This is a genomic window from Sphingobium scionense, from assembly GCF_014197035.1.
Classification (GTDB): domain Bacteria; phylum Pseudomonadota; class Alphaproteobacteria; order Sphingomonadales; family Sphingomonadaceae; genus Sphingobium; species Sphingobium scionense.
Genome location: NZ_JACIEU010000003.1, coordinates 69,119 through 91,136 on the forward strand (window position 1 = coordinate 69,119; position 22,018 = coordinate 91,136).

Here is a 22,018-nt window from a genome sequence, read left to right on the forward strand (position 1 = left end):
GTAGAATATGCTGAAGTTGAACAAGATCCGGGCCGCGCTGATCGAACGGGAGGCGCAGCTTGCCGCCCGTCGTCCGGCGGAAAACGGCTTTACGTCTTCGAGGCGTTCCGCCGAACACGGCTTCACGCTTGTCGAACTTATGGTCGTGATCGTCATCATCGGCCTGCTGGCGACGATCGTGGCGATCAACGTCATTCCCGCGACCGACACCGCCCGCGTCGAAAAGGCCAAGGCCGATATCTCGACCATCGAGCAGGCGCTGGAGCAATATCGGCTCGACAACCTGACCTATCCCGCCGCGTCGGACGGCTTGCAGGCGTTGCTCAATCCGCCGGCCTCGCTGGCGCAGCCGCAGCGTTATCGCCGTGGCGGCTATATCAAGAAGCTGCCGCAGGACCCGTGGGGCCGCGCCTATATCTACACCGTGCCGGGCAAGAAGGGCGCGTTCGACATCAGTTCGCTGGGCGCCGATGGCCAGCCGGGCGGCGAGAATGAAAATGCGGACATCTATTCCAGCGAAATCTGACGCCGCACGCCTTCCGCTCGCCTTGATGGCCGGACGGTGGATGGCGGTGGCTGACCGGTGGATTTCTCCTGCCGTCATCCTGACGAAAGTCAGGATCCATTCGGCGCTGCGTCGCGAGCGGAGCGCTGAATGGATCCCGGATCAAGTCCGGGATGACGGCGAGGAGCGGGGCGGCCGTTCCGCCGAACACGGCTTCACGCCTTTGTCGCGTTCCGCCCAGCAGGGCTTCACGCTTTTGAAGCGTTCCGCCGAACACGGCTTCACGCTGATCGAGCTGATGGTCGTGCTGACGATCATCGGCTTCATTTCGGCTGCCGTGGTGATCGCCATTCCCGATCCGCGCGGGCGGATCGTTGACGATGCCGATCGCTTTGCCGCGCGCGTCGCCGCCGCGCGCGACGAAGCGGTCGTCACCGCGCGCCCGATGGGTGTGTGGGTCTCCGCCTCGGGCTATGGTTTCCAGCGCCGCGAGGGCAGCCAATGGGTGCCGATGGAGGAAAAACCCTTCGTCAGCGCCAATTGGAAGACCGGTACGCGGGCGCTGGTGGGTCAGGACGGCCGCCAGCAGATCGCCTTCGACGGCACCGGCCTGCCCACCGATCCGCTGACCATCACCCTGGCGCGCGAGGCGGAGCGGGTGCAGGTCAGCGTCGACATGGCCGGAAAGGTCGTAGTCGGTGGCTGATCGGCGGTCCTTTTCTTCCGTCATCCTGACGAAAGTCAGGATCCATTCGGCGCTGCGCTTTGAAGCGTTCCGCCCAACAGGGCTTCACGCCCGGCAAGGGAGCGCCGAATGGATCCCGGATCAAGTCCGGGATGACGGCGGTGATTGGGGTGGCCGTTCCGCCCAGCACGGCTTCATGTCTTCGTCGCGTTCCGCCGAACACGGCTTCACGCCTTTGAGGCGTTCCGCCGAACACGGCTTCACGCTGCTCGAAATGCTGGTCGCGCTGGCGGTGTTCAGCCTGGCGGCGCTGGCGCTGGTGCGGTTGCAGGGGGTGACTTTGCGCACCGCCGCCGATCTCGACAGCAAGGCGCTGGGCCAGATCGTTGCCCGCAACCTGATGGTCGAAGTGCAGAGCGATGTCACCCCGCCCTCCGTGGGCGAGGAAGATGGCGAGGTCGAGAATGGCGGTCGCCGCTGGCACTGGACCCGCACCGTCAAGGCGACCGAGGACAAGCGCCTGTTGCAGGTCGATCTGCTGGTCGACGGCCAGCCGGGCGCATCGCCGGTGGTGCTCAGCTTCCTGCGGGAGGTGGAGTGATGAGGCCGGAGAAGCCGGAAGGCGGACGGGATGAACAAGGTTTTACCCTCATTGAACTGCTCGTCGCGCTGATGATCTTTGCGATGCTGGCGGCGGCGGGCGTGCTGTTGCTGGGCAACAGCGTGTCGGCGCAGGCGCAGGTCAAGGCGCGGCTGGACGACATGGCGGCGATCCAGCGGGCGGCGGGCGCGCTGTCGGCCGATCTTGGCCAGGCGGTGCCGCGCATCAGCCGCACCGAGGCGGGGACGCTGGCACCGGCCTTCTGGGCGCATCGCGATGGCGAGGAACAGCCGGTGATGCAGTTCGTGCGCGGCGGATGGGACAATCTGGGCGACCTGCCCCGGCCGTCCTTGCAGAAGGTCGAATATTGGGTGCGGCAGGGCCGGCTGGAACGGCGCGGCTATGCCCAGATCGACGGGGCTGCGGGCGACGAGCCGGCGGCGCTGCTCGACCATGTCGAGGAAGTGACGCTGCGCTTCCGCGATGGGGAGGGCGAATGGCGCGAGGAGTGGACGCCGGGCCAGCCCGACCTGATGCCGCGCGCGGTGGAGATGGTGGTCAAGCGCACCGGCGAGCCGCCGGTCATGTTGCGCTTCCTGGTGGCGCCCGGTCCCAAGGAAGCCCCGCTTGACGATCAGGAGGCGGCCAATGCGGCGACCTGATCCCAACCGTCCGGAGGAGCGCGGCGCCGCGTTGCTGACCGTATTGCTGCTGGTCGCGGTGATGGCGGTGGTGGCGGCCACGGCGCTGGAGCGGGTGGCGCTGGCGACGCGGATGACCGGCAATGGCGGCGCGGTCGATCAGGGGCGGGCCTTTGCCGATGCGGGCATGGTGATCGCGCGGCTGAAGATCGGCGATCTGGTCGCGGCCAGCCCCGGCAAGACGACGCTGGCGGGCAACTGGATGGGCACGCCGCAGGCGATCCCGGTGCCCGGCGGCATGGCGACGGCGCGGGTGACCGACGGCAGCAACTGCTTCAACCTCAACAGCGTGGTTGCGGGCAACAACGAGAACAGCCTGAAGGTGCGGCCGGTGGCGGTTTCGCAGTTCCAGGCGCTGTTGCAGGCGCTGGGCGTCGATGTGCGCCAGGCGCAGGTCGCCGCTGCCTCGCTCGCCGACTGGATCGATACCGACAGCGTGCCCCAGCCGGCAGGGGCGGAGGACGAGACCTATGCCCGCGCGGCGCGGCCCTATCGCACCGCCAACCGCTTCATGGTCGACGCCAGCGAGTTGCGGGCGGTGAACGGCATCACGCCGGCGGTCTATGATCTGGTCCGGCCCTGGGTCTGCGCGCTGCCGGTGTCGGACATGTCGCCGATCAATATCAATACCTTGCTGCCCGATCAGGCACCCCTGTTCGCGATGCTGCTGCCGGGGCAATTGAGCGTCGCGCAGGCACGGCAATTGCTGGCGCAACGGCCGGCGGAAGGCTACGGCAGCACAACGCAATTCTGGGCGACCCCTTCGCTGGCGGGGCTCAGCCCGCTCGCGGAGGTGGCAGAGCAGGTCAAGTTGACGACGGGATTTTTCAGAGTGGACGTGTCGGTGAATGTAGGGGGAACGCAAGTGGTGGAGCGCGGGCTGATCGATGCCCGGCAACCGCCGATCCGGCTGGTGCGGCGCGATTGGGGGACGGGCGCATGAGTTCGGCCGATGCCCTGATCATTGCCCTGCCCGAAGGGGCGGAGGACGCGCCGACATGGATGCGGGTGGTGGATGGCGCGATCGTCCAGACCGGCGCCGGGGCAAACTGGCTGGCCGCCTGTGGCCTTGCCGCGCTGCCCGACAGGGCGCGGGTGATGCTCGTGCCGCCGGCCGCGCTGGTGGCGCTGCACTGGGTGTCGCATCCCGACCTGCCGGCGCGGCAGGGGCGGGCGGCGGCGCGGCTGGGCGCGCTGGCCGGCGCCATCCTGCCGTCCGACCAGTTGTTCGCCGCCGCCGATGAGAATGACGATCCCGCCCGCCCGCACATCGTGGCGATCGCGGCGCGCAGCGACATGCAGCACTGGCTGCTTTGGGCGCAGCATCATGGGCTGGACCCCGACATCATCGTGCCGGCAGCGCTGCTGCTGCCGGAAAGTGAGAATGGTTTCGTATCTGGAATGATTGGCGGGGCGTCGGTATTGCGCGGCCCTGACATGGCGTTGACCGCCGACATGGCGCTGCCCGAACTGATCGGCGACGCGCCGGTGCGGGAGGTTGCGGCGGATGAGATCGAAGCGCGGCTGGTGGCGGCGCTCGACGCGCCGCCGATCGACCTGCGCCAGGGCGATTTCGCCAAGCGGGTGCGGCGGCAGATCGATACGCGGGCGCTGGGCCGGATCGCGATCTGGTGCGGCCTGATCCTGCTGGCCAGCCTGCTCATCAGCCTGGTGACGCTGGTGCGGCAGAATGTCGCCGCCAGCCAGGTCGATGGCGAGAGCCTGGCGCTGGCACGGCAGGTGCTGCCGGAGGCTTCGGACGTGATGCAGGTCGAGGCGGAGATGGACCGGCAACTCGCCGCGCGCGGGGCCGGGGCCTATGCCTTCACCGCGCCGGTCGCCGGCCTGATGAGCGCGATGCAGGATGCGCCGGGCGTGTCGCTGACGGTGCTGTCGCGCGATCCCGACGGCATGGTGCGCGCGACGCTGGCCGCCGCCAAGGCGGATGACATCAACATCGTGTTGCTGGCGCTGCAGGCGGCCGGTTACACGATCACGGCGACCCCTTCCCAGGATCCGGGCGGGCGCACGTTGGCAGATATTACGGTGCGGTCATGATGGACAGGATGAAAGCCTATTGGATCGAGCGATCGCCGCGCGAGCAATGGATGCTGGGCGTGATGTTCGCGCTGCTGGCGGTGGTGATATTGTGGCTGGGCGTGGCCCGACCGCTGACCCATGCGCAGCGGTCCGCCCGCGACGCCCTGCGCGAAGCGACCGATCGCAACGCCGCGATCCGTGCCAAGGTGAAGCTGTTGAAGCATCTGCCGCGCAGGCCCACACCGACCGGCCCGGCCATCCCGATCGAGCAGTTTGTCGGCCAGAGCGCGGGCGAGGCCGGGCTGACGCTGGAACGGGCGCAGCCGCAGGGCAATGACCGGATGGAGATCGCCATCGCCTCGGTCCGACCGGTGGCGATGATGAGCTGGATCGCGGGGCTGGAGGCGCAGGGGCTTCGCATCGAGACGATGAGCGCGCGGCCCTCGCCGACGGCGGGCAGCGTGTCGGTGCAGGCGGTGCTGGTGCGGGGAGGCGGCCAATGAAGGGGCTGATCCTGTCGCGCCGGATGCGCATCATCCTGATCGCGCTGTTCATATTCGGCCTGATCGTCTTCATTCCGATGCGGGTGGCTTTGGGGCTGGCGCAGCTCGACCGGCTGGGCCTGGCCGCGCGCGAGATACGCGGCAGCGTGTGGAGCGGGCGGATCGACCAGCTGATGCTGGGCGAAATGCCGATGGGGTCGGTGCGCGCCGGCCTGTCGCCTGTCTCGCTGCTGGTCGGCCGGGCGCGGTTCGACATTGCCCGGCATCGCGGCCAGCCCGACGACATCCAAGGGGCGCTGACCGTCGGGCTAGACCGGATCGGCATCGATGATGTGACCGGTTCGGTGCCGCTGGGCCGCACCTTCGCGCCGCTGCCGGTCAGCGGGCTGATGATGGAGGATGTCAGCGGCTATTATCGCGGCGATGTCTGCGGTCATGCCGAAGGCCGGGTGCGGGCGCGGATGGCGACGCAGATCGCCGGGCTGAACCTGTCGCAGGGGCTGTCGGGCACGGTCGCCTGCGATGGTGACTCGCTGCTGCTGCCGCTGGTCAGCCAGTCGGGCATGGAAAAGATCAATCTGCGCATCTGGCGGTCGGGCCGCTATATCGCCGAAATGCGGGTGGAAACCGCCGACCCGGCGCTGGCCGGGACGCTGGGGCAGGCGGGCTTCGCCACGGTCGGCAACGCCTATGTGCTGAAGGTCGAAGGGACGTTGTGATCGATCCTTGGGCTGCCCTGGTCGGCGCGGTCGCGGGTGCGATCGCGGGCAGTTTCCTTGCCACCCTGATCCTGCGCTGGCCGCAGGGGCGCGGCGTGATGCGCGGCCGGTCGGCCTGTGACGGCTGTGGCCGGGTGCTGGGGCCGATCGACCTGGTGCCGATGCTGAGCGCGCTGGTGCAGCGCGGCCGATGCCGGACCTGCGGCGTGGCGATCGATCCGCTCCATGGCCGGGTGGAGGCGGGCTGCGCCATCATCGGCGCGCTGGCGCTGGGCTTCGTGCCGGATCCGGGCGGGATCGGCTGGGCGCTGCTCGGCTGGCTGCTGCTGACCCTGGCGGTGCTGGACTGGCGCCATTTCTGGTTGCCCGATGCGCTGACCCTGCCGCTGGCCTTTCTGGGCTTCACCCTGGGGCTGTGGACCACCGACGTCGGGCTGGTCGATCGGGTGATCGGCGCGGCGGCGGGTTATCTGGGGCTGCTGGCGATCGCGCTCGGCTATCGCGCGCTGCGCGGGCGCGAGGGGCTGGGGCTGGGCGACGCGAAGCTGCTCGGCGCGATCGGCGCCTGGCTGGGCTGGCAGGCGCTGCCCTTCATCCTGCTGATCGCCGCCTCGCTGGGGCTGGCGGGGGCGCTGGTCGCGCTGGCGCTGGGCCGGGCTGTGCAGGGGCAGAGCCGGGTGCCGCTGGGGACTTTGCTGGCGATTGCGACGCTGCCGGGCTGGATCGTGCGAGCGCTGATCTAGCGGCCGAGGAGAGTGTCTGGGCTGCGAGCGCAAATTTGGGCGGGCAGGAAGCGACCAGCTTTTGCCATCGTCACCCCGGCCTTGAGCCGGGGGCCCGCTTCTTTATCTGTTGCATAGAAAAGCGGGATGCCGGGTCAAGCCCGGCATGACGGATGTGGGTGGGCGGCTTGCGACCAGAAGCGGACATGTTCCCCCTCCCGCAGGCGGGAGGGGGTTAGGGGGTGGGCTGGACGTCGCACAAGCCCACCCCGCTGCGACTAACGCGCTGCGCGCCTAAGTCTCGCTGCCCCTCCCGTTTACGGGAGGGGAATGGCAGGAAGCCACCCATTTTAACCGTTTTCACGAAGCACCCGATTTCCCTCGCCGCCTACTTCCCCAACTGCCTGGCCACCGATGGCGCAACCTTGGCGGTGATGCGCTGGACGCCTTGCGGGTTGGGGTGGATGCCGTCGGGCAGCAGCAGGCTGCGTTCACCGATCACGCCGTCGAGGAAGAAGGGGTAGAGCGGCACGCCATGCTTCTTCGCCAGATCGGGATAGATGGGATTGAAGGCAGCGGCATAGTCCGGCCCCATATTGGGCGAGGCCATCATGCCGGTCAGCATCGCGGGAATGCCGCGCTTGGTAAGTTCGGTCAGGATGGCGTCGATATTGCTCCGGGTCGCCTGCGGGCTGAGGCCGCGCAGCATGTCGTTGCCGCCCAGGCCCACGAGGACCAGGTCGGGCTTGCGGGACAGGCCGTCGAGACCGAAGGCGAGGCGGGCGAGGCCGTCGGCGCTGGTGTCGCCCGACACGCCGGCATTGACGACATGGGCCTTGATCCCCTGTTTTGACAGAGCTTGTTCAAGGATGGGTGCAAAGCCCTGATCCTGCTGAAGATTATAGCCGGCATAGAGGCTGTCGCCGAACACGACGACCAGCTTGCCATCGGCGATTGGCTGTGCCGCCTTCGCTGTCATGTTCACTGCATTGTTGTCGGCGGCGGGAAGCGCCTCTTGCTTCGTTGGGGAACAGGCGGCGAGCAGTTGGACAAGCAGCAGCGAGAACCCATATAGCCGGAAACCGTTCGCCAAGGAGCCTTCCTTTTTCATGCATGCGACCATCGATGCCCCCCATATCGCGATCCAGGCGCGCAATGTCACCCTCTCGCTCGGCAACACGCAGATATTGAAGGGCATCGACCTGGATATTCGCCGGGGCGAGAGCCTGGCGATATTGGGCGCGTCGGGATCGGGCAAGTCGTCGCTGATGGCGATCCTGTCGGGGCTGGAACAGGCGAGCGGCGGCACGGTCAGCGTGGCGGGCGTCAATTATCGCTCGCTCGACGAGGATGGGCTGGCGCGGGCGCGGCGCGGGCGGATCGGCATCATCCTGCAATCCTTCCATCTGTTGCCGACGATGACGGCGCTGGAAAATGTCGCCGTGCCGCTGGAATTGGCGGGTCTGGCCGATCCGTTCGAGCGGGCGGCGCAGGAATTGAAGGCGGTGGGCCTGGGCCACCGCCTGTCCCATTATCCCGCCCAGCTGTCGGGCGGCGAGCAGCAGCGCGTGGCGATCGCGCGGGCCATGGCGCCCGATCCGGCGATATTGTTCGCGGACGAACCCACCGGCAATCTGGACCAGGCGACCGGCACGGCGATCATCGACCTGCTGTTCGCCCGGCAACAGGCGAGCGGCGCGACCCTGCTGATCATCACCCATGATCCGGCGCTGGCGGCGCGGTGCGACCGGACCGTCGAGATGCGCGACGGGCAGCTGAGCGGGGAGGTCGCCGCGTGACGACATTGGGGTGGGGGGCAAGCTGGCGGATCGCGCGGCGCGACCTGCATGCCGGGTTCCGCGGCTTGCGACTGCTGTTCGTCTGCCTGTTCCTGGGCGTGACGACGCTGGCGGCGATCGGCAGCCTGACCAGCGCGATCACCGGCGAGATTTCGGCGCGGGGACAGATGATCCTGGGCGGCGATGTCGAGATCGCCATGACCCGGCGGGTGATGGAGGCGCGCGACCAGCAGGCGATCGCGCGGCTGGGCCGGATGAGCGAGACGGTGCGGCTGCGCGCCATGGTCCACAATGGCGGGGCGCGCGAGGCGCAGCCGTTGCTGACCGAGCTGAAAGGCGTGGACAATGCCTATCCGCTCTATGGCACGCTGGCGCTGCAGCATGGGCGTTATGCACCGCTGGCGGCTGACCGCATCCTGATCAGCCCGGCCCTGGCGGAGCGGATGGCGATCGGCGTCGGCGACACGCTGCGCTATGGCACGGCCGATTTCACCGTGGCGGCGATCATCGCCGACGAGCCGGACCGGGTGGGCGAGGGCTTCACTTTGGGGCCGGTGGCGATCGTGTCGATGGATGGGCTGGACCGCACCGGGCTGATCCAGCCGGGCAGTCTCTATCGCGCCAAATATCGGCTGCGCCTGCCCGCCGGAGCGGATGCGCAGGCATTGCGCGAGCGGCTGGAGAAGCGCCATGTCGAGCAGGGCTGGGAGTATAAGGACCGCGAGCGGGCGGCGCCGGGCACCAACCGCTTCATCGAGAATATGGGCCAGTTCCTGTCGTTGATCGGCCTGGCTGCACTGGTGATTGCAGGGATCGGCGTCAGCAATGGCGTCGCGTCCTATCTGGCAATCAAGCGCGGCGCGCTGGCGACCTTCAAGGTGCTGGGCGCGACCTCGGCCGATATCCAGCGCATCTATCTGCTCCAGATCGGGGTGGTCGCGGGCCTGGCCATATTGGCCGGGCTGGTGGCGGGCGCGTTGTCGCCGCCGATGCTGGTCTGGGTGGCGGGTGACATGCTGCCGGTGGCGCCGGGCTTCCATCTCTATCCGCTGCCGCTGGTGACGAGCGCCGCCTATGGCCTGCTGATCGCACTGATCTTTACCCTGCCGCCGCTGGCCCGCGCGCGCACCGAGCCGGTGGCGGCGATCCTGCGCACCCTGGTCGACGGGCGGCGGCGGATCGACCGGCGCACGCTGGCGCTGGTCGGCGGGGCGATCGCGCTGCTGGTGGCGGTCGTGCTGCTGACCGCGCGCACGCCCTTGTTCGCGGCGGCGATGCTGGGGGCCATCATAGCGACCCTGTTGCTGCTGCTGGCGATGGGGCAGGGCATCCGGTGGCTGGCGCGGCGCATGCCCCATGCGCGGCGGCCGCTGCTGCGGCTGGCGCTCGCCAACCTCCATCGGCCCGGCGCGCAGACGGCGGCGCTGACCGTGGCATTGGGGCTGGCGCTGACCCTGTTCGTCACGCTGGCGGCGATCCAGACCAGCATTCAGGCGGAGATCGGCCGGACCGTGCCGCAACAGGCGCCGAACCTTTTCGTGCTCGACATGCCGGCCGGGGCGGAGACGCAGTTTCGTGCGTTGATTGCCAAGCGCGTGCCGGTGGCGAAGCTGAATGTCGTGCCGATCCTGCGCGGCACGGTGACCGGCTATTCGGGCAAGCGCGTCACCGACCTCAAGGAAAAGCCCGAAGGGGCGTGGATCCTGCGCGGCGAGCGCGGCGTCACCTATAGCGCGACCCTGCCAGAGGGGAGTGAGATCGTCGAGGGGCGCTGGTGGCCACGCGATTATGTCGGCCCGCCGCTGGTGTCGCTGGATGCCGACCAGGCCAAGGCGCTGGACATCTGGGTCGGCGACCGCATCACCGTGTCGATCCTGGGCCGCGAGATCGAGGCGCAGGTCGCGTCGCTGCGCAAGATCAACTGGGACACGATGGGCTTCAACTATGTGATGGTGTTTTCGCCCAGCACGCTGGCGTCGGCGCCGCACAGCCTGACCGCGACGATCAGCCTGCCCGACAAGCGCCAAGAGCAGGCGGTGACCAGCGCACTGCTGGCGACCTTCCCCGGCGCGTCGGTGATCGAGGTCGGGCAGGTGATCAGCCAGGTGTCCGGCCTGCTGGATCAGATGTCGGGCGCGATCCTGGCGGCGGCGTCGGTGACGGTGCTGGCGGGGGTCGCCGTGCTGATCGGCGCGATCGCGGCCGGGCGGCAGAGCCGCAGCTATGACAGTGTCGTGCTGAAGCTGCTGGGGGCCACACGCGGCCAGATATTGGGCGCGCAGGCGCTGGAATATGGCGTGCTGGCCGGGCTGCTGGCGCTGGTGGCGCTGCTGCTGGGCGGGGCGGCGGCCTGGTATGTGGTGGTGCAGGTCTTCAGCTTTGGCTGGGCACCGGACTGGGGCGTGGTGCTGGCGACGCTGGCGGGCGGGGCGGTGCTGACGCTGGGGATTGGCCTCGCCGGATCGATTCCGCTGATGTCGGTGCGGCCCGCAAGGGCGCTGCGGCAGCTATAAGGAGGATGCCCAGGCGTTATTGCTTGGGCATCTTCATGTAGAGCGGCAGGCTGAGGCTGAGGAAGAAGGCCTCGCCCTTCAGCCGGTTGGTGGCGTCGAGTTCCTTGAAGGCGCGCAGGCGGAAGGTGGCGGGCGAGCGGCCCATCACGACATTGACCGCGGCGGTGCCGCCGACGCCGACCACCTCGCCCCGGAAGGCGCCGAGCAGGGCGCCACTGCTCCTGTCATCGCTGATCTGCTTCAGCCAATAGCCCTGGACACCGAGCGAGAACGTCTTCGACAGGGCCTTTTCCACGGCGCCTTCGAGATGGAATTCATTGCCGCTATTATATTTCGTATAGTCGTTCTTGCCATTGAAGGTGACGCCGGCCTTGCCCGAAACGTCCCATCCGCTTGCATCGTCATGCAGGCTGAACGCCAGCGAGGTGTCGACGGCCCAGCGGTGCAGCGCCAGATTGGCCAGTTGATCCTCGCGATAATGGCCGACGGGAATGTTGACCATGGAACTGGCCTGGATGTGGAGCTTGCCCGCCTTCCAGCCGAGCATGGTGTTGAATACCGGATCGCCGACCACCAGAGCGGAATCATGGACGTTGAGGCTGCGCAGATTGCCGAACGGACCGGTGACGACGGCGTTGGCGTCGATCATCGGCGCGCCTACCGGCAGGGTCATGCCCATGGCCAGCGTGCCGCCCAGGAAATTGGTGGAGGGCACCACCAGCGTCGTCAGAAAGTCGGCGACGATCGTTGCATCTAGCCCTGCCACGACATTGCCGCCGACCACGAATTCCTTGTTGGCGCTGGCGCTGCCATTGTAGATGTATACGGTGTCGTCGAAATAGATGCCCTCCAGCGGCGCCATCACCGCTGTGGCGGGGCCGCCAGTGCCGGGCACATAGAGGCTGGCTGCGCCTTCGACGGCATGGGCCGGGGTGCTGATGGCGCCGGCCAGCGGCAGGATAGCGCCAAACAGGCAGGTTTTTACATTGCGCATCATCTGTCCCCATTATCCCTGAAGGGCGCAAAGCCCGGTTCCATCATCCATCGACGGGCCAGGCGGGGCCATCGGGATAATCCCCGAGCCGGATCAGGGAAGCTTGCATCGCAGAAAACCCTGTGGCGGATGATAAGATTACGAAAAGGCACGATATCCATGCTTTCCTCTCGCCAAATATGGCGGGCCGTGTCAGGTTTCTGGCCGCTATCGCTCGTGCTCGCGCTGACCGGAAGGCGGATATGCGGCGGATATGCGCTGCGTCGGGGCAATCCTGGCCAATGCGGGGGAAAACCCCCATTGTTTCAGGCGGGCAGGCCGCAATGATAGATGGGCTCATCAGGGGCGAGCATCGGGAGTGGACAGGGGTAAAGGATGAGCAAGCCATTGACGCGGATATTGATTGCCGACGATCATCAGGCGTTGCGGCAGGGGGTTCGAACCTTTCTCGAAACCCAGGATCGCTGGCAGATCGTCGCCGAGGCGTCGGACGGCCATGATGCGCTGAAGGCAGCGCGCGAGACGCAGCCGGACATCGCCATCCTGGATTATTCGCTGCCGCTGATGAACGGGCTGGAACTGACCCGCGCGCTCAAGCAGGAGTTTCCGCGGATCGAGATATTGATCTACACCATGCATGATCGGGAGGATCTGCTGGTCGAGGTGCTGCGTGCGGGCGCGCGCGGCTATGTGCTCAAGTCCGACAGCGGCCAGCATCTCCAGTCGGCGGTCGAGGCGCTGTCGCTACGCAAACCCTATTTTTCGGCGGCGATCTCCGAAACATTGCTCGACCATTATGTGAAGAGCAGCGTCGCGGGCAGCAATGTCGCGACGCTTACCCCGCGCGAGCGCGAAATCGTGCAACTGATCGCGGAGGGGAAGATCAACAAGCAGATCGCCCATCTGCTGGATATCAGCGTGAAGACGGTCGAGACCCACCGCGCGGCGGCGATGCACAAGCTGAAGTTGGGGACGACCGCCGAACTGGTGCGCTACGCGGTGCGCAACAATATCGTCGAACCCTGATAAGGGCGTGATTGGCGGGCGGGTCTGACCCTGCGCCGCCGATCAGCCAGGATCAGTCATATTGGCGGCGACGTGGGATGGTGGCGATGACGAGCGTGCCGGTGCCGGTGCGGCGGACTTCCAACTGGCCGGCAAGTGCCATGATTCGCTCGCGCATGCCTGACAGGCCGACGCCGACAATATCGCGTCCCTGACCGTTGAGAATATGTTCGGGCACGCCCCGGCCATCATCCTCTATTTCCAGAGCAAAGCCCGCCTGGCTCCGCCGCAGCCGGACGACGGCATGGCTGGCGTCGGCATGTTTATAGACATTGGCCAGCGCCTCCTGGGCCACGCGATAGAAGGCGATCTCCATGTCCGGATCGCGCTTGATCGGACCCGAGAGGCAGCGAAATTCGACCTGGAGTCCCGACCGGCGTGCGAATCCGCGACTGAAATGGGCCAGCGCGGCTTCAATGCCGTCTTCCGCGAGTTCGGGCGGGTGCAACAGATAGCTCAAGGTCCGCACCTGATCCTGGATCGCCTTGAGCGACGTTTCCATAGCCTGATAGGCGTCGCTGGCCTGGGCGTTCATGTCGCTGCTGCGCAGCGTCATGAGATTGAACTGGATCAGTGCGAGTTGCTGGAAGGTCTCATCATGAAGTTCGCGCGCAATCCGCTTGCGCTCTTCTTCCTCGGCCTGCAGCATTGACAGATGATAGCGGCGGGGATTGGGCGTTTCACTTTCCGGGTCTTCGTCATCCAGATGGCTGAGGATGAAAAGTTCCTCGTCGCCGGGCAGTCGCTCGCCATGGATGACCATGCGGATTTCGTGCCCGGCGAGGGGGAAGCGGACCAACTGGCTGAAGGGTGTGCCGTCCCGGCGGAGGCCTTCGACATGATCGCTCACGCTCTTGATGTCCTGCGGTGCGGTGCTGAACCGTTCCTTGAGGGCGAAATAGCATTGACCCGATACCAGGTGCAGATCGAGCCCCACGGCATGTAGATAGGGTTGGCAGGGGCGATTGATGGCGACGATCCGTGCGTCGCGATCGATTACCACGATCTTGACCGGAATGCTGTTGAGCAGGCGCTGCAAGTCTGAACGGCACGACGTCTGGGGCGGGGCGGGCGGAACCAGGTAGATCGGCGCGGGAAGTGCCGTGCTGCGACGCTCCTCGCCGAAAAATTCCGGATAAAAAGGTGCCCCCGCTTGATGTAGTTCGAGCATGACGTCTCCCTCACCAGCTATATTCTACTCAATCCCCTGGCATGAACCGAAATCCCGGCGCAGGCGGATGTTATGCGCAGTGAATGGCGCGCATAACTGGACTAACTAACGAGCGACCCTGTTGTCAGTAAGTATACCGGGGGTAATTCTATGTAGCAATGGTCGGTGCTTGGTAAAAATCGGGTTTTTGCGTTGCGGTAAGGTGACTTTTTGATTGTCGGTCATACGGCAGAAGCATGGCGTAAAAGCTATGGGAAATGGCCGTTTAACGGCGGAATTAGACTTAGGTACAATATTGTATACTTTGAAAAAATGTGAGTTTTGTGTATATTGGGATGGATAAGGAAAAATACGTAATGGGGGGACTGCCTTGCCGGGTATCGCCCTTCCTTTTCCTGAGTCGCACATGTGAAGCGACGAGAAGGGCAGCATGGTTGGCACGGCCATTTGCCATCGGGTAATTACCCTGAGGTGGCCCGATCGTATCGCTATCCGGTTTTTCGCCATTTTCCAGTCTGATGCCGATTTCATCATCGGGATAACCCCGGCATCAATTTTCGCACTCCTAGGAAATGACCCCGATGCCCAAGCCTGGCGCGAGGAGGCACAATGGGCTGGCGGCATGGTTCACCACGCCGGAATGGACGGCCGCAGGCCGCAGGGAGGAAGACATGTCTCGTCATAGCATCAGGCTAGCCGGCATCAGTGTCGTGATGTTGGGTGCTGGAACCACGCCAGCCAAGGCGCAATCGCTTGACGACAAATATTGGATCGAAGTCGGTGCCTATAGGCCATCGGTCAGTTCCCATGTCCGGGTCGCCCCTGCCTCCAACCCGGATGGTGGCACGAATATCGACCTGGAATCCGACCTCGATCTCGACAAGCACAAGGCGCTGCCGCAGGTCGCGGCAGGGATCCGGCTGGGGGGGGACTGGTCGGTGATGGGGGAATATTATTCCCTGAGCCGCAACGGTTCCAAGACGGTGGCGCGTGATATCACCTTCGACGATGTCACCTATCCGGCCGGGGTGCGAGTGGAGAGCAGTTTCGATTCCGATGTCTATCGACTGACCTTCGGATACGCGTTCGTGAACACGACGGACACCCGCGTCGGTGCGGCATTGGGTGTGCATGCGACCGATTTTGTCCTGGCGATCAAGGGGGATGCCAGGGTCGGCGAGGCGCAGCTCAGTGGCGCGCAGCGTCGCCGCAAGGCGCTGGCGCCGCTGCCGACGGTTGGACTATTCGCGACGCAGAGAATTGCGACCAGCCTGACCCTGGGCGCACGGGCGGATTATCTGTCGTTGACGATCGACGATTACAAGGGGCGTCTGCTCAACGCGGAAGCCGCCATGACCTGGCGTTTTGCCAAGAATGTCGGGATCGGCGCGATGTGGCGCTACGTCAATTATCGCGTCGATGTCGACAAGGACAACTGGGCCGGTCGGATGAGATATCGCTTCAGCGGTCCGGCGGTCTTCATGCAGATTGGGTTCTAAAGGACAGGGCGTCGTGCCGATCGGCACGGCGCCCGCTCTGTTCGTCAGGCTGCGCGGATCACGCAGCGGAAGCCAATGTGGCTGGTCGAGGAGTCGATCGCCTGGGCATGACGCGCAGCCGGCCGGTAGCGCCGGCAATAGCTGGGCGCGCATAGATGCGAGCCGCCCTTGAGCACCCGCCGCGGGATCAGTATCTGGGGCTGCTGCGGATCATAGCTGGCTTCCCGCGCCTGGTTGAGCGGGTTGCGGGGCGCGCAGCAGGGGCGCGAGGGATCGGCCTGATGCCGGGCGGCGTAGAAATCCTCGGTCCATTCCCACACATTGCCGATCATGTCGGACAGGCCATAGCCATTGGCGGGGAAGCTGCCGACCGGCGAGGTGCGTTCATAGCCGTCGACCAGCAGATTTTCGGACGGGAAATTGCCCTGCCAGAAATTCGCCATCGCCTTGCCATCGGGCATCAGTTCGTCGCCCCAGGCAAATTCCTGCCCGTCGACGCCACCGCGCGCGGCAAATTCCCATTCGGCTTCCGTGGGGAGCGTCTTGCCCGCCCAGGCGGCATAGGCAGCGGCGTCGTCATAGGTGACATGGACCACCGGATGGTCGTCAAGATCGTCGATCGAGGAGTCCGGACCTAGCGGATGGCGCCAGTCGGCATCGAAGACATAGCGCCACCACTGGCTCCAGTCATGCAGCGGCACAGGGCGATCGGTGGGTGTGAAGACCAGTGAGGCCGGGCGCAACATCTCCGGCTGGGCGCCGGGATAATCATCCGGGTTGGGTGCGATCTCCGCGGTGGTGCGATGGCCGGTTGCCGTCACGAAGCGACGGAAATCGCGATTGGTGACGGGAGTGGAATCGATCCAGAAGGCATCGACCTCGACCGGATGGGCCGGGGCCTCCTCGGGATAATGATGGTCCGACCCCATGATGAAGCGACCGCCAGGGATATGGATCATGTTTTCCGGCGCGGAGGCCGGCGAGGCGAGGGGGGATGGCACGGTCAACCGATACTCCTTGTCTGTCGGGCCTGTGATGCGCCTATACGGCGCGCGTCGCAATGGCGGCGAACAGGCCGATGCCGGCTATGCACATGATGAGCGCCATCAGCAGCACCGGCCGGCCCAGGTGAAACTGGTTGCTCTGCTTGAGGTCGGAGAGGGTCATCCAATAGCCCCATGTGCCGAGCAGGATGGCAAGCGTCCCCATGCCGGCGAGGAACAGGCCGATATGCTGCGGACTTTCTGAATCGCCATGACCGGTCTTTTCTGTTGCGGCATCCAGGAACTTGTAGATCGTGAAACCGAAACTGAGCATCGATAGCGAGGTGCGGATCCAGGCCATCAATGTCCGGTCGGCGGCCATGACGGTGCGCTTTGCACCGAGATCGATTGGCAGTTTGGGCATGTCATCCGTCATGATCGCCGCTCCGTCAGCGAAAAATTCCGATGCGATCCTAGGCGCGCTGCCGGGGATTGGCGATCATGATAAACCCTGGGGCGGGACAGTAACGATCTGTCGCCGGGCCACGGGGACAATGGCCACGAACCGTTGGATAGCAGCATGTTGCATTTGCGTCGGGTGACAGGCCTTGGGGGAAGACGCCGATCAGGGCAAATCCCGACTTGGCCGGGCCTGACGGTGCATTAGCTTGATAACGACGCAAAAATGCCGGGGAGGCGCCCAAGTTGGGGCGCGCCGGGAAGGATCGGCCGGAATTGCCGGCCCATGAAATGACTGCCGCCCATCCCCCCGGGTGCGGTCATGCATCAGGCGGGAAGAAGGACTGCACTTTCCGCCTGATGCCCCATCGGGCTCAGGGACGCCACGGAAAGAAATGCGCCCAAATCGGCACTTATCCCGATGGGCGGCCCCGTCGGAACGGCGATAGTCGGCGGCAAGGGAGATGGGGCCATTTCCAGCATTGCGCATCTCGCCGCGCGTTCGATCCGGGCAGAAGGAGCTTGTCATGAGGTCTAGGATAAAATGTCTCTGTGTGCCGCTGGCGTTGCTGGCCGCATCCACGGCCTATGCGCAGACCAGCGCGCCGGCGGCGGGTGAGATCGAGCCGGCTGCCATGGCCGCGATGGACAAGATGAGCGCCAAGCTGATCAGCTTGCCGGCCTTTGCGCTGAAGGCGGATGTGACGACCGAGCAGGTGCTCGATACAGGGCAAAAGCTGCAATATGGCGGTACGGTCGACATTCGCGCGCACCGGCCCGATGCATTCAAGATTTCGGCAGTATCCGACATCCAGCATCGCGATTATTATTTCGGCGGTGGCAAGTTCACGATCCTGGCGCCACGGCTCAACTATTATGCGTCGGTGCCGGCCAGCGGATCGATCGGCCAGGCGCTCGACAAGCTGAAGACCAGTTACGGCATCGAACTGCCGCTGGCGGATCTGTTCACCTGGGGCACGGACCAGTCGCTGCGGATGCGGATCAAGTCGGGCTATCTGGTCCGGCCGGAAAAGATCGATAGCCGCACCTGCACCCATTATGCCTTTCGTCAGGAGCAGGTCGACTGGCAGATCTGGATCGACGACAGCGACCAGTTGCCCTGCAAGCTGGTGATTACCGACACGACCGATCCGTCGATGCCGCAATATGTGGCGGTCCTGCACTGGGATCTGCAGGCGCAGCCGAGCGCGGCCGATCTGGCCTTCGCGCCGCCCGCCGACGCGCATCAGATCATGTTGGTCGATCTTGGCAAGGGAGACACGAAATGAAGCGCCCGACCAACAGCCTGTCCGTGATCGCATCGCTGGCGATCCTGGCCCAGCCGGTGACGACCGGCATGACGGCCCTTTCCGCCAGTGGCTTCCTGCTGGCGGTGGCGGCTTCGGACAGCGCGCAAGCGGCGCCGCCGCGCAAGCGCCCCGGCGGCGGGGGCGCGCGGCCCAGCCGACCTGCGGGCGGCGGCGCCCATCGGCCCGCCGGTGGTCGGCCCGCCGGTGGACGACCTCCTGTGCGCAATCATGGACCAACCAATGTCAATCATGGTGGCCATCGGAACAATATCAGCAACAATAATGTCAACGTGAACGTCAATCATGGTGGCAATCATTATGATGGCGGGCATCGCGATCATTATGACCATCATGATCGTTGGGACGATGACTGGGATGATCACTGGCATCCCGTCGCGACGGCGGCAGCCATCTCGCTGACGGCGGCGGCGATCGGATCGATCGTGCGCAGCGTTCCGCCGGATTGTTCGACCGTGATCGTCAATGGCATCAGCTATTCGCAGTGCGGCAATACCTGGTATCAGCCGCAATATGCCGGTTCTTCGGTGCAATATGTCGTGGTCAATCCGCCGCGCTGAAGTTCTGATAGAGTGAAAAAGCGGCTGCCCGAACGGGCGGCCGCTTTTTGCGTGGGATAGGCCGGTCCGCTCCCCATCTGGGCAGCGGACCGGTCCGGTAGTGCGATCAGAACTTGACCGAGGCGTTTACGAAGAAGGCGCGGCCATAGACGTCGTAGGTCGAAGGATAGGTATTCGACTGCTGTTGGTTGTCGCCCATGATCGGCGGCTTCTTGTTGAACATGTTGTTCATGCCGAGCGACCAGCCGAAGGTTTCCGTCGCCTGCACCTGAAGGCCGAGGTCGAACAGGTTGTAGGCCTTGATCTTCTCGACGGTATAGGTGGTCGTATCGTCGTCGTCGCGGACGCTCGACAGATAGCGATGGGTCAGGCCCAGGGTGATCGGACCGCTGCTCCAGGTGATGCGGTTGTTGAGGCGCAGCTTGGAATAAGGGTCGCCGCAATAGACGCCGAAGCGGCCGGCGCAGCTCTGGTTCAGTTCCGGGATCGCCGCGACCGGGTTCAGGTCGTAACGGATCAGGCGGGTGCCCGCGACGCGGAAGCTGAGCTTGCCGGTCTTGGCGCCGAACACGCCGAAGTTGAGCGGCAGGCTGTAGTTCATCTCGAAGTCCACGCCCTCGGTCTTGAGGCCGCCGGTGTTGGACAGGAGATTTTCCGCACCCTCGATCGCATAGCTGTTCTCGTTGCGCGGCAGCAGCGAGCAATAGCTGCTGTCATAAGGCGTCCAGCCATTGGACTGATCGCCATAGCAGGCCTTGATGATGTTCGCGGTGCCCGGCGTCGAGATATAATTGTCGATCTTGATATGGTAATAATCGACCGTCAGGCTGAAGCGCGGCAGGAAGCTGGGCTGGAGCACGACGCCCGCGGTCCAGGTGTCCGACTTTTCCTCGCGCAGGTTCGGGTTGCCGCCGGTGATCGAGTCGATCTGCGAGCTGCCACCGTTGATGTCGGTGCCGAGCGCGCTCGACGGCACGCCGGTCGCGACGCAACTGGACGCCAGGTTGGCATTGGTGGTCGCGTCCTCGGTCGAACAGGGATCGTTCGCGGTCGGGAAGTCCTGCGACTGGCCCGAATAGAGATCCGCGACGGTCGGCGCACGCACCGCCCGGCTATACTGGCCGCGGAAGGTGACGTCCTTGATCGGTGCGTAGATGAGGCCGGCCGAGAAGGTGCCGACATTCTTGGCTGCGGTCGAATAATGCGAGAAGCGATAGGCACCGTTGAAGTCGAGCTTGTGGACCAGCGGCAGGTCGGCGAGCAGCGGCACGTCGATTTCGGCGAACAGCTCCTTCACATTATAGCCGCCCGACAGGCCCTCGCCGGCGTTGAAGCCGACGACGTCGCCCGAGGACAGGGCATAGTCCGGATCATAGCTGCCATGTTCGGAGCGATATTCCGCACCGAAGGCGATACCGGCCGGGCCGGCGCCCAGATCGAACAGATTGCCGTTGGTGACGGCGAAGCTGGCGACCTGTTCGGTCACGGTGCTGACATTCTTGACCGGGATCGAGATGAAGGCGGCGGCTTCGCTGCTGATATTGCCTTCGCCGAAGATGTTCAGCGGGACGCAGCCATTGCTGGTGTCTGAACAGACCAGATTGCCGTCGCTGTCATAGGTGGTCTTGAGCGCCTGCTCGACGCGACTGCGCGACACGTTGCCGGTCTGGGTCTCGACCTGCTTGGTGCGCGAATAGCTGTAATAGCCGTCATAGTTCCAGTCGCCGGCGATCTGGCCCTTGGCACCGATCAGGGTGCGATAGGCGGTGTTGTCGACGTTGGAGATGCGGGCGCCGACTTCGTTGAGGCGGCGGTAGATGGCGGCCGTGGCATAGCCGTCGCCATCGGTGTCCGCAGCCGACAGCAGCGCCTGCGATTCCGGCGAGAGGAAGGAGGAGTCGACGTCGAGCGAAACCGAGCCGGTGAATGGCGTGGATGCCAGGCGGTTCTTCACCCGGTTGTTGATGAACTGGCCCTCGGCATAGACGGTGAGGTGATCGTTGACGTCATAATGGGTCTGGGCGCTGAGCAGGATGCGCTTCTGGGGCACCTGAAGATAATTGTCCGGTGCATAATTATAGGCGTCGGTCGCTGAGTTGTAGTCGGAGTAGCTGCCGTCCTGGTTGAACTTATACTGGGTGCCCGAGAGGGCAAAGCGGGTGCCGGGGATCGAGCCCGAGCCGCCGGCGGCCAGGCCACCATCGCCGTCATCGGTATAGGCCTGCTTGGTGTAGCTGCGGGCCGACTGCTGCACGGCGTCGCGCTTGGTATAGTCGATATAGAAGGTGGCGTTGCCGCGACCGTCGGCGAAATTGCCGCCCATCAGCAGGTTGGTGTTGAAGGTGCCGCCATCGCCTTCCTGGTTGATGCGATAATTGGCGTTCGCTTCGACGCCGGAAAAGTCGCGCTTGGTCACGAAGTTGATGACGCCGGCAATCGCGTCCGACCCATAGACAGCCGAGCGGCCGCCCGACACGACCTCGACATGGTCGATCAGGCCCGCCGGAACGGTATTGAGGTCGACGATCTGGTTGGAGTCATAGGAGACGTAGCGACGGCCATCGACCAGCACCAGGGTGCGGTTGGCACCCAGGCCACGCAGGTCGGCCGTCGACACGCCGCCGCCCGGATTATTGGATGCCGCCGTCGTGCTGGGGATCAGCTGGGGCAGGTCATTGATGATCGATTCGACATTGACCTTGCCGCTGAGCTTCAACTCCTGCGCGCTGACGATCGCGATCGGCGATGCCTGTTGCAGGTCGGGGCGGGCGATGCGCGAGCCGGTGACGACGATGGTGTCGCTGGTCGCGCCGTCATCCGCCGCGCTGGTCTGCGCGAAGGCCGGGGTCGCCAGGCCGAGCAGGATGGTCGACGCCGAAAGGCGCCGCATGATGTGAGACGGCATGAAAATAATCTCCCTTGGGATTTTTATCCCGGCCCGCGCCCTGTTGGTTTGTCCTTGGGATGACGCGAGCCGATGAAGAGATTTGTATGCGTGAGGCGAAGTGCGTCAACGCGATTTGCCGTGTTTCACAAAGGTTTAACAAAGCTGTTGCCAATAAAAAACAGATATGGCGATAGATTTGATTATGTTGTGAAATGTTGCGTGTATTTCCAATTATTGCAAATTCAATTGGTTTTCTAGGTTGTATTTGTTTTATGACGAAAAAT

21 protein-coding genes are annotated in these 22,018 nt (G+C 64.9%); 15 read left to right on the forward strand and 6 right to left on the reverse strand.

Annotated elements, in window-relative coordinates:
- The first annotated feature begins 7 nt into the window (after positions 1-7).
- From gspG to GGQ90_RS04010, 9 genes are all read left to right on the forward strand, one after another.
- Positions 8-526 (forward strand): type II secretion system major pseudopilin GspG, encoded by a 519-nt coding sequence (gene gspG / locus GGQ90_RS03970; protein ID WP_188080937.1) that lies wholly within the window; start codon positions 8-10, stop codon positions 524-526.
- Between the two features lie 235 nt (positions 527-761).
- On the forward strand, positions 762-1,211 hold the full coding sequence (locus GGQ90_RS29240; protein WP_281391418.1) for a GspH/FimT family pseudopilin: 450 nt from the start codon (positions 762-764) through the stop codon (positions 1,209-1,211).
- A gap of 175 nt (positions 1,212-1,386) precedes the next feature.
- A complete protein-coding gene (gene gspI, locus GGQ90_RS03980) occupies positions 1,387-1,791 on the forward strand; it encodes a type II secretion system minor pseudopilin GspI (protein ID WP_188080938.1) in 405 nt (134 codons plus the stop codon).
- Complete coding sequence (gspJ, locus tag GGQ90_RS03985) at positions 1,791-2,453, forward strand: type II secretion system minor pseudopilin GspJ (protein ID WP_188080939.1); 663 nt, start codon at positions 1,791-1,793, stop codon at positions 2,451-2,453. Before gspI ends, gspJ begins: the two co-directional genes overlap by 1 nt.
- Entirely contained in the window at positions 2,440-3,435 is a 996-nt protein-coding gene (gspK, locus tag GGQ90_RS03990) for a type II secretion system minor pseudopilin GspK (protein WP_188080940.1), read from the forward strand. Before gspJ ends, gspK begins: the two co-directional genes overlap by 14 nt.
- Positions 3,432-4,550: a type II secretion system protein GspL gene (gene gspL, locus GGQ90_RS03995; protein ID WP_188080941.1), complete on the forward strand. Its 1,119-nt coding sequence runs from the start codon at positions 3,432-3,434 to the stop codon at positions 4,548-4,550. Before gspK ends, gspL begins: the two co-directional genes overlap by 4 nt.
- The gene (gene gspM, locus GGQ90_RS04000) at positions 4,547-5,035 is read left to right on the forward strand and encodes a type II secretion system protein GspM (RefSeq protein ID WP_188080942.1); all 489 of its coding nucleotides are present in this window, start codon (positions 4,547-4,549) and stop codon (positions 5,033-5,035) included. The genes gspL and gspM overlap by 4 nt, the downstream gene beginning before the upstream one ends.
- A complete protein-coding gene (gene gspN / locus GGQ90_RS04005) occupies positions 5,032-5,754 on the forward strand; it encodes a type II secretion system protein N (protein WP_188080943.1) in 723 nt (240 codons plus the stop codon). The genes gspM and gspN overlap by 4 nt, the downstream gene beginning before the upstream one ends.
- Positions 5,751-6,497 carry a prepilin peptidase gene (locus GGQ90_RS04010; RefSeq protein WP_188080944.1) on the forward strand — a complete coding sequence of 249 codons (747 nt, stop codon included), beginning with the start codon at positions 5,751-5,753 and terminating at the stop codon, positions 6,495-6,497. The genes gspN and GGQ90_RS04010 overlap by 4 nt, the downstream gene beginning before the upstream one ends.
- Before the next feature lie 367 nt (positions 6,498-6,864).
- On the opposite strand, the gene GGQ90_RS04015 is transcribed toward GGQ90_RS04010, so the two are convergent.
- The gene (locus GGQ90_RS04015; RefSeq protein ID WP_188080945.1) at positions 6,865-7,587 is read right to left on the reverse strand and encodes an arylesterase; all 723 of its coding nucleotides are present in this window, start codon (positions 7,585-7,587) and stop codon (positions 6,865-6,867) included.
- Between GGQ90_RS04015 and GGQ90_RS04020 the strand changes: the two genes are divergently transcribed.
- The gene (locus GGQ90_RS04020) at positions 7,586-8,275 is read left to right on the forward strand and encodes an ABC transporter ATP-binding protein (protein WP_037512998.1); all 690 of its coding nucleotides are present in this window, start codon (positions 7,586-7,588) and stop codon (positions 8,273-8,275) included. The genes GGQ90_RS04015 and GGQ90_RS04020 overlap by 2 nt on opposite strands.
- The gene (locus tag GGQ90_RS04025) at positions 8,272-10,788 is read left to right on the forward strand and encodes an ABC transporter permease (RefSeq protein WP_188080946.1); all 2,517 of its coding nucleotides are present in this window, start codon (positions 8,272-8,274) and stop codon (positions 10,786-10,788) included. The genes GGQ90_RS04020 and GGQ90_RS04025 overlap by 4 nt, the downstream gene beginning before the upstream one ends.
- Positions 10,789-10,804: 16 nt before the next feature.
- On the opposite strand, the gene GGQ90_RS04030 is transcribed toward GGQ90_RS04025, so the two are convergent.
- Complete coding sequence (locus GGQ90_RS04030; RefSeq protein ID WP_246428113.1) at positions 10,805-11,782, reverse strand: SphA family protein; 978 nt, start codon at positions 11,780-11,782, stop codon at positions 10,805-10,807.
- Positions 11,783-12,157: 375 nt separating this feature from the next.
- Between GGQ90_RS04030 and GGQ90_RS04035 the strand changes: the two genes are divergently transcribed.
- Positions 12,158-12,808: a response regulator gene (locus tag GGQ90_RS04035; RefSeq protein WP_188080948.1), complete on the forward strand. Its 651-nt coding sequence runs from the start codon at positions 12,158-12,160 to the stop codon at positions 12,806-12,808.
- A gap of 52 nt (positions 12,809-12,860) precedes the next feature.
- Here the strand turns inward: GGQ90_RS04035 and GGQ90_RS04040 are convergent, their stop codons facing one another.
- The gene (locus GGQ90_RS04040) at positions 12,861-14,018 is read right to left on the reverse strand and encodes a sensor histidine kinase (protein ID WP_188080949.1); all 1,158 of its coding nucleotides are present in this window, start codon (positions 14,016-14,018) and stop codon (positions 12,861-12,863) included.
- 671 nt (positions 14,019-14,689) lie between these two features.
- Between GGQ90_RS04040 and GGQ90_RS04045 the strand changes: the two genes are divergently transcribed.
- Entirely contained in the window at positions 14,690-15,517 is an 828-nt protein-coding gene (locus GGQ90_RS04045) for an outer membrane beta-barrel protein (protein WP_188080950.1), read from the forward strand.
- Between the two features lie 44 nt (positions 15,518-15,561).
- On the opposite strand, the gene GGQ90_RS04050 is transcribed toward GGQ90_RS04045, so the two are convergent.
- On the reverse strand, positions 15,562-16,476 hold the full coding sequence (locus GGQ90_RS04050; RefSeq protein ID WP_188080951.1) for a formylglycine-generating enzyme family protein: 915 nt from the start codon (positions 16,474-16,476) through the stop codon (positions 15,562-15,564).
- 82 nt (positions 16,477-16,558) lie between these two features.
- Positions 16,559-16,924, reverse strand: a complete 366-nt coding sequence (locus tag GGQ90_RS04055; protein ID WP_246428114.1) for a YidH family protein — start codon at positions 16,922-16,924, stop codon at positions 16,559-16,561.
- A gap of 562 nt (positions 16,925-17,486) precedes the next feature.
- Between GGQ90_RS04055 and GGQ90_RS04060 the strand changes: the two genes are divergently transcribed.
- Together GGQ90_RS04060 and GGQ90_RS04065 are read left to right on the forward strand one after the other, a co-directional pair.
- On the forward strand, positions 17,487-18,248 hold the full coding sequence (locus GGQ90_RS04060; RefSeq protein ID WP_188080953.1) for a DUF2092 domain-containing protein: 762 nt from the start codon (positions 17,487-17,489) through the stop codon (positions 18,246-18,248).
- A complete protein-coding gene (locus GGQ90_RS04065) occupies positions 18,245-18,847 on the forward strand; it encodes a hypothetical protein (protein WP_188080954.1) in 603 nt (200 codons plus the stop codon). The genes GGQ90_RS04060 and GGQ90_RS04065 overlap by 4 nt, the downstream gene beginning before the upstream one ends.
- 106 nt (positions 18,848-18,953) lie before the next feature.
- On the opposite strand, the gene GGQ90_RS04070 is transcribed toward GGQ90_RS04065, so the two are convergent.
- Positions 18,954-21,752 (reverse strand): TonB-dependent receptor, encoded by a 2,799-nt coding sequence (locus GGQ90_RS04070; RefSeq protein ID WP_188080955.1) that lies wholly within the window; start codon positions 21,750-21,752, stop codon positions 18,954-18,956.
- Positions 21,753-22,018 lie beyond the last annotated feature (266 nt).

Bases quoted from the DNA above. Each gene is read 5' to 3' on its own strand.
- gspG (WP_188080937.1), top strand. From the start codon at position 8: ATGCTGAAGTTGAACAAGATCCGGGCCGCGCTGATCGAACGGGAGGCG.
- gspI (WP_188080938.1), top strand. From the start codon at position 1,387: ATGTCTTCGTCGCGTTCCGCCGAACACGGCTTCACGCCTTTGAGGCGT.
- gspJ (WP_188080939.1), top strand. From the start codon at position 1,791: ATGAGGCCGGAGAAGCCGGAAGGCGGACGGGATGAACAAGGTTTTACC.
- gspK (WP_188080940.1), top strand. From the start codon at position 2,440: ATGCGGCGACCTGATCCCAACCGTCCGGAGGAGCGCGGCGCCGCGTTG.
- gspL (WP_188080941.1), top strand. From the start codon at position 3,432: ATGAGTTCGGCCGATGCCCTGATCATTGCCCTGCCCGAAGGGGCGGAG.
- gspM (WP_188080942.1), top strand. From the start codon at position 4,547: ATGATGGACAGGATGAAAGCCTATTGGATCGAGCGATCGCCGCGCGAG.
- gspN (WP_188080943.1), top strand. From the start codon at position 5,032: ATGAAGGGGCTGATCCTGTCGCGCCGGATGCGCATCATCCTGATCGCG.
- GGQ90_RS04020 (WP_037512998.1), top strand. From the start codon at position 7,586: ATGCATGCGACCATCGATGCCCCCCATATCGCGATCCAGGCGCGCAAT.
- GGQ90_RS04015 (WP_188080945.1), bottom strand. From the start codon at position 7,587: ATGAAAAAGGAAGGCTCCTTGGCGAACGGTTTCCGGCTATATGGGTTC.
- GGQ90_RS04030 (WP_246428113.1), bottom strand. From the start codon at position 11,782: ATGCGCAATGTAAAAACCTGCCTGTTTGGCGCTATCCTGCCGCTGGCC.
- GGQ90_RS04035 (WP_188080948.1), top strand. From the start codon at position 12,158: ATGAGCAAGCCATTGACGCGGATATTGATTGCCGACGATCATCAGGCG.
- GGQ90_RS04040 (WP_188080949.1), bottom strand. From the start codon at position 14,018: ATGCTCGAACTACATCAAGCGGGGGCACCTTTTTATCCGGAATTTTTC.
- GGQ90_RS04045 (WP_188080950.1), top strand. From the start codon at position 14,690: ATGTCTCGTCATAGCATCAGGCTAGCCGGCATCAGTGTCGTGATGTTG.
- GGQ90_RS04050 (WP_188080951.1), bottom strand. From the start codon at position 16,476: ATGATCCATATCCCTGGCGGTCGCTTCATCATGGGGTCGGACCATCAT.
- GGQ90_RS04055 (WP_246428114.1), bottom strand. From the start codon at position 16,924: ATGCCCAAACTGCCAATCGATCTCGGTGCAAAGCGCACCGTCATGGCC.
- GGQ90_RS04060 (WP_188080953.1), top strand. From the start codon at position 17,487: ATGAGGTCTAGGATAAAATGTCTCTGTGTGCCGCTGGCGTTGCTGGCC.
- GGQ90_RS04065 (WP_188080954.1), top strand. From the start codon at position 18,245: ATGAAGCGCCCGACCAACAGCCTGTCCGTGATCGCATCGCTGGCGATC.
- GGQ90_RS04070 (WP_188080955.1), bottom strand. From the start codon at position 21,752: ATGCCGTCTCACATCATGCGGCGCCTTTCGGCGTCGACCATCCTGCTC.